General features: G+C 74.7%; 5 protein-coding genes. 2 read left to right on the top strand and 3 right to left on the bottom strand.

Annotated elements, in window-relative coordinates:
* A partial coding sequence (locus tag IE312_RS35730; protein WP_502267008.1) for a beta/alpha barrel domain-containing protein occupies nucleotides 1–575 on the top strand: 575 nt, incomplete at its 5' end.
* An 11-nt stretch (nucleotides 576–586) separates the two neighbouring features.
* Here IE312_RS35730 and pabB read toward each other — a convergent pair.
* Complete coding sequence (gene pabB, locus IE312_RS35725) at nucleotides 587–2,737, bottom strand: aminodeoxychorismate synthase component I (protein ID WP_189986492.1); 2,151 nt, start codon at nucleotides 2,735–2,737, stop codon at nucleotides 587–589.
* Between the two features lie 35 nt (nucleotides 2,738–2,772).
* Complete coding sequence (locus IE312_RS35720) at nucleotides 2,773–3,495, bottom strand: methyltransferase domain-containing protein (protein WP_189986491.1); 723 nt, start codon at nucleotides 3,493–3,495, stop codon at nucleotides 2,773–2,775.
* Nucleotides 3,496–3,786: 291 nt separating this feature from the next.
* On the opposite strand from IE312_RS35720, the gene IE312_RS35715 reads away from it, so the two are divergent.
* Entirely contained in the window at nucleotides 3,787–5,727 is a 1,941-nt protein-coding gene (locus IE312_RS35715) for a helix-turn-helix domain-containing protein (protein ID WP_229900845.1), read from the top strand.
* On the opposite strand, the gene IE312_RS35710 is transcribed toward IE312_RS35715, so the two are convergent.
* A partial coding sequence (locus IE312_RS35710; protein ID WP_502267007.1) for a transposase family protein occupies nucleotides 5,703–6,185 on the bottom strand: 483 nt, incomplete at its 5' end. The two genes, IE312_RS35715 and IE312_RS35710, sit on opposite strands and share 25 nt — an antisense overlap.

Below are 6,185 nucleotides of genomic sequence, written 5' to 3'. Positions count from 1 at the left end.
CGTCCCTGGTGCTGAGCGAGGAGCGGTGCGCCGACGTCCTGGACGCGTACGTCGAGGGCATGGAGCGGGCCCTGGCCGCCGGGGTGCGGCTGGGGGACGTGCTGGTCGCCGTCTCCTGCCCGGTGGGCCTGCTCGACGCGGAGGCCGACGCCCGCCTCGCCCGGTCCGGGGCCACACCCGCGGCCCTGCCCGACGGCACCGCGGGACGGGCCCTGGCCAGGCTGCTGTTCCGGTTGCGTGAGCAACGGCTGGCCGGGGACTGGTGGCGGGTCCTCAGGGCCGACGGCGCGCTGCCGCCCCGGCTGCTGTGGACCGGGGGCCGGGCGGAGGACGCCGCCGGGCTGGTGGGTTCCAACACCGCGCTGGCGCTGTCGCCGCAGGAGCTGGAGCGGGCGGCCCGGCTCGGTCCGCTGCGCGGCGACACCCTGCTGGGCAAGCACCTGGCCGCCCGGGAGGCCTTCACCGTCCTGGAGCGCCTCGGGGTGGACCTGGGCGAGGCCGCGGCCGTGGCGGAGCACAGGGAACTGGAGCGTCTCCGCCACGGCTGGGAGCTGCGGACCGCCGTGTCGTCCTGACCCGGCAGGCCCTAGGAGGGGATCCGGCGGCGCGTCCGGTCCGGGAAGCGGGCGCCGGTGAGGGTGGTCAGCGGGGCCGCTTTGACCGCCGTCTCCTCGTACTCGCCCTCGGGGTCCGACAGGGCGACGACGGCGCCGCCCACGCCGTAGGTCACCCGGTCCCCGGTGATCCGGGCGGTGCGGATGACGACGCTCAGGTCGGCCGCGCCGGAGAGCGAGAAGTAGCCGATGGCGCCGGAGTAGACGCCGCGCGGGCCGGCCTCCAGCTCGTCGAGGACGCGCATGGTGCGGATCTTGGGCGCGCCGGTCATCGAGCCGGGCGGGAAGGCCGCGCGGACGCAGTCCACGGCGGACGCCCCGGGGCGCAGCCGGGCGGTCACGGTGCTGACCAGCTGGTGGACGGTGGCGTAGGTCTCGACCTGGAAGATGTCCTCGGCCCGGACCGAGCCGGGGACCGCGCAGCGCCCGAGGTCGTTGCGGACCAGGTCGACGATCATCAGGTTCTCCGAGCGGTCCTTCTCGTCGCGGCGCAGGTCCGCGATCAGCTCGGCGTCCTGCTCGGGTGTGGTGCCGCGCGGACGGGTGCCCTTGATCGGGGAGGACTCCAGCGTGCCGTCCCGGGTGACGCGCAGGAAGCGTTCCGGGGACGTGCTCAGCACGGACGCCGGGCCGAACTGCAGCAGCGCCGCGAAGGGGGCGGGGCTGGTGCGGCGCAGCAGCCGGTACGCCTGCCACGGGTCGAGGGAGGTCCGTGCCTCGGCCATGTTCGTCAGGCACACCTCGTAGGTCTCGCCCGCGGCGATCTGTTCCTGGCAGGCCGCGATGAGGCGCAGGTAGGTGTCGTGGTCGTGGCGCAGGGTGATCCCGCCGGTCGCGGTGGGGGCTTCGGGGGCGGACGCGGTGACGCCGGCCAGGCCGGCCAGGCGGTGGGCGGTGCGGGCCAGCCAGGCGTGCGCGGCCCCCGCGGAGCCGGCCACGCCGTCCTCCGCCAGGGCCAGCAGGTACGTCGTGCCCGTCGCGTGGTCCAGGACCAGCGCGCGGTCGGCGAAGACCAGGGTGGCGTCCGGGTCGGGCGCGTGGTGGGCGAGGTCACCGCCGCACTCGGCCTTGAGTTCGTAGCCGAGGTAGCCGACCCAGCCGAGGGCGAAGTCGCAGGGCAGGTCCGGGAGGTCGACGCGCAGGGAGCGGAGGTCGCGGTCCAGCCACTGCAGGAACGTTCCGCCGCTGATGTCCTCGACGGGGTGCCCGCCCTGGGCGGAGCGCACCCGGACGGTTCCGCTGCTGACGTCGGCCGTGACCACCCGGGCCAGCGGTCCGCCGGCGTCCCCCATCACCGAGAACCGGCCCCGGTGGCCGTCGGGCCGGCTGCTGTCCAGCCAGAAGGCGTGGTCGCCGCCGCGGAAGAGGCGGTCGTAGACGACCTCGTCCTCCCAGCGGGTGCGCAGCCGCCGGGTGAGCACGCGCAGGCGACGGGTGGCCGGAGGGGTGGGGCCGGCGGGGGCGGCGGGGAGCGGGGCGGGGCCGGCCGGGGCCGTGGCCGCGCGGGGGGCGGTCGAGGGGTGGCGGGAGACCGCGGTGGCCGACCGGTGGGAGCGGGTCAGGGCGGCGAAGTTGCGCAGGAGCGTGCGACCGTGGTCGCTGAGGACCGACTCGGGGTGGAACTGCAGGCCCCATTGCGGACGCGTGCGGTGGCGCAGGCCCATCAGGATGCCGTCCGGGGTCCACGCCGTGGGTTCCAGACAGGCCGGCAGGTCCGTCACGGTCAGCGAGTGGTAGCGGACCGCCCGGAACGGGCTGGGCACGCCGGCGAACAGGTCCGTGCCGTCGTGCAGGACCGGTGACGTGCGGCCGTGCCGGGGTTCGGGCGCCCGGCCGACGGTCGCGCCGTGCAGCAGGGCGATGCCCTGGTGGCCCAGGCAGACGCCGAGGACCGGCACCGTGGCCTCGGTGACGATCCCGGCGCAGACGCCGAAGTCGGCGGCCCGTGCGGGGTGCCCTGGGCCGGGCGAGAGGACCACGTTGTCGAAGGCGGCGAGGTGCGCCGGGCGGAAGTGCGGGTCGTCGTTGCGGACGACCTCCGGCTCGCGGCCGTTCACCTCGGTCAGGTGGTGGAAGAGGTTGTACGTGAACGAGTCGTAGTTGTCGACGAGTAGCGTGCGCACGCTGAGTCTCCCCCTGGACGGTGCGGTGTGGGTGGTCAGTTGCCGCTCTGCTCGATCCGGATCAGCATGTGCTCGACCATGTCGTCGCCGTACTCACCCTCGCGCACCCGGCAGCTGTCCAGGACGCTGAGCCGGCGGCCGCAGTCCTCGGCGATGCGGTGCAGCTCCGCCAGGTCGCCGCGGTCACTGAAGTGCAGCAGGGTCCGGCCGCCCGGCGCGGTGTGGTGCGGAGCCTGCTGGAGGTAGCGGCGGTGGGCCCGGTAGCCCGGGTCGACGTAGGCGCGCTCGTGGACGGAGCGGTACTGGTAGGTGTCGGGCCCGAGGACGTAGTTGGAACTCCAGAAGACGACGTCGAAGCGGTCCGTCTCGTCCAGGCCGGAGAACAGGTCCCCGTGCACCACGCGCAAGCGGTCGGTGACACCGTGGCGTTCGGCGTTGGCCGCGGTGTTCGCGACCGCCCGGCGGTTGATGTCGGAGGCGACGACCCGGTCGTAGCCGGCCAGGGCGCCCATCACGGCGATGACGCCCGTACCGCAGCCGATCTCCAGGAAGGAGCCGGTGCGCGGGACGGGCGGCCGCCGGTTGAGACCCAGCAGTTCCAGGGCCACACCCGTGGACGGGGAGTAGACGGGGGCGAAGACGTCGTCCAGCAGGTCCCATTCGAGTCCGCACAACGGGAAGACGCGGGGCCGGTCCGTGCGGGTGGCGGACAGGCGGCTGCGCTCGAGGGATCGCTCGTAGCTCTGCAGGCGGGACATGAGACTCCTCACATCGGCGTGGTAGTCGGTGTGCAGAGTCGCCGCGGAACGGGTCCTTCCAGAAGGTGTCCCGGTGACACCCTGTCCGCTCGGGGTGGTGGCGCCGCCACACCGCGGGCCCGGGTGCCGCGGCCCGTCGCGCGGAGCCCGCGGGCCGTCCGCCCGGTTCGCACCGGCCGGCTCCTGGTTGACCGCCGAATGGCCCGGGGAAATACTGCTGACGGTCCGAGGTTCGCCTGGCCCGAGTGACCGGGTAGCCAACAGTCGACTGCCGAAGTGTCGGGGGGACCAGTGGCCGATGAGGCGCTGGAGATACTTGAGCTGCTCAAGAGAGAGGCGCCCGCGTCGGCGCTGACGGATCTGATCCGCAGGGCCCGCGCCGCCGGTGTGTCCGAGCGCGAACTGGCCCGGCTGTCCAAGGCCGTCGACCTCAGTCTGGGCATCCACGCGCTGTTCGAACGACGCCAGCAGCGCGAGGCCGGGCTCGCCGCGCTGGTGGACACCGCGCGCGACCTGACCCTGCCGTACGACGTCGACGCGCTGCTGAAACTCATCACCCGGCGCGCCCGGCTGCTGCTGGCCCTCGACATGTCGTGGGTGACCTTCGACGACCTGGAACACGAGTGCTCCCGGGTGCGCGCGGCCGACGGGCACGCCACCGCGCTCACGATCGGCTTCAGCGTGCCGATGTCCGGCGGGGTCGGACGGCGGGCGGCGCAGGGCTGGGCGCCGTTCTGGTCGGCCGACTACCTCAACGACGACGGTTTCACGCACTCCCCGGTCATCGACGAGGTCGTACGGGCCGAGGGCCTGCAAGCCGTGATGGCGGTCCCGTTGCAGCACGAGGGCACCCGGCTCGGCGTGCTGTACGTGGCCGACCGCCGGGTCAGGCACTTCACCCCGGACGAGGTCTCGCTGATGAGCTCGCTGGCCGACCTGGCCGCCGTGGCCATCGAGAAGGCGCGCCTGCTGGAACACGCCCGGCACGAGGTGGTGGAGCTGGCGCAGGACAGCACCCGGGCCCGGATCTCCTCGGCGACCGTCCAGCACCTGGTCGAGCACCACGGCCGGTTGCTCGACCTGGTGCTGCGCGGCGGCGGGCTGAGCGCCCTGACCGCCGAGGCCGCCACCGGGCTGGGCGGCGCGCTGCTGGTGCGGGACACCGCCGGCCGCGTCCTGGCCGGTTCCGCCGGTACGGCGCCCGAGCCGGACCGGGACGAACTGCACACCGCCTTGCTGGACGCGCATGCCGAGGGCCGGCCCGCCGCGACCCGCAGCGGGGAGGGCCGGGTCTGGGTCGCCTCGGTCGGCGCCGGCGACCGGCTGCTGGGCTCGCTGGCCCTGGTCACCCCGGAGCCCGCCGACGACCAGCAGGTGCGCCTGCTCGCGCTGGCCGCCCGGACCGCGGCCGTGGCGATGCTGATCCCGGACGGAGTCGCCGCCACCCAGGGACAGTTGCGCGACGAGTTCTTCCGCCGCCTGCTGCGCGGCACCCCCGCGCCGCCCGAGCAGATCGCCGAGCAGGCCCGCCGGCTGGACCTCGACCTGGACTCGCCGCACGTCGTCGTGGTCGCCCGGCTGGAGAAGGGCACCGGTCTGCGCGGGCGGGTCGCCGCATGGGCCTCCTCCTACACGCACCGCCAGCACGGCCTGCGCCACCTCGACGGCGACCACGTCGTGCTGCTCCTGCCGGGCGACGACCCGGGACCGGTCGCGCACGTGGTGTCCAAGGAGCTGTCCGAGGCGCTGCACGGTGTGGTCACGGTCGGTTCGGCCCGTCCGGTCACCAGTCCCACCGCGATCGCCGCCGCCTACCAGGAGGCCCGCCGCTGCCTGGACGCCGTGGCCCGGCTGATGGGACCCGGAGCCGCCGCGTCCCCCGACGACCTGGGCTTCCTGGGGCTGCTGCTGTCCGACCAGCCCGACGTCAGGTCGTTCATCAGCGCCGCCATCGGACCCGTGCTGGACTACGACGAGCAGCAGTACACCGACCTGGTGGCCACCCTGGAGGCCTACTTCGCGTCCGCGTCCAGTCCGTCACGGGCGGCCGAGGTGCTGCACGTGCACCCCAACACCGTCTCCCGCCGGCTGGAGCGGATCACCGAACTGCTCGGCGAGGGCTGGCAGAAACCGTCCCGCGCCCTCCAGGTCCAACTGGCCCTGCAACTGCAGCGCACCCGCGCCCTGCTGACCGGGGACCGCGCCGCTCAGGCCGGGCACGCCGTGCGCTGACCGGCGGCCTGCCCGCTGAGCACGCGCACCGCGTGGGCCACGGAGGCGAGCGTGGTGTGGCGGTGCCAGCCCGCGTACGAGCGGCCGCTGAAGTCGGTCAGGCCCACCGGCAGCGAGATGCCCGCGAAGTCGGCGTCCACGGTCCGGGTCAGCCGGGCCAGACGCAGCTGGGCGGGCAGCGGGGTGCGGTCCAGCCGGCTGATCCAGTAGTGCCGGGGCCGCTCGCGCGGGTCGGTCCACTCGCCGAGCAGCAGCACCGGCGCGGTGCCCTCGCCCAGCGTCACCCGCGCCCCGGCCACCAGCGTCGTCCGCAGGCGCCCGGTGACCGGGTCGGGCCAGGTGACGGGGCGGCACAGGGTGCGGGCCGTGGACAGCAGCCGGCGGGCGGTCAGTTCCCGTCCGTAGGCTCCCGCGAGCGCGGGGTCCGCGCACCTGACCCGGGTCGCCTCGCCGACCGG

The sequence above is a fragment of the Streptomyces capoamus genome, from assembly GCF_014654935.1.
GTDB classification, from domain to species: domain Bacteria; phylum Actinomycetota; class Actinomycetes; order Streptomycetales; family Streptomycetaceae; genus Streptomyces; species Streptomyces capoamus.
The sequence above is the reverse complement of the archived record's forward strand: the minus strand, read 5'-3'. Positions and strand labels throughout refer to the sequence as shown.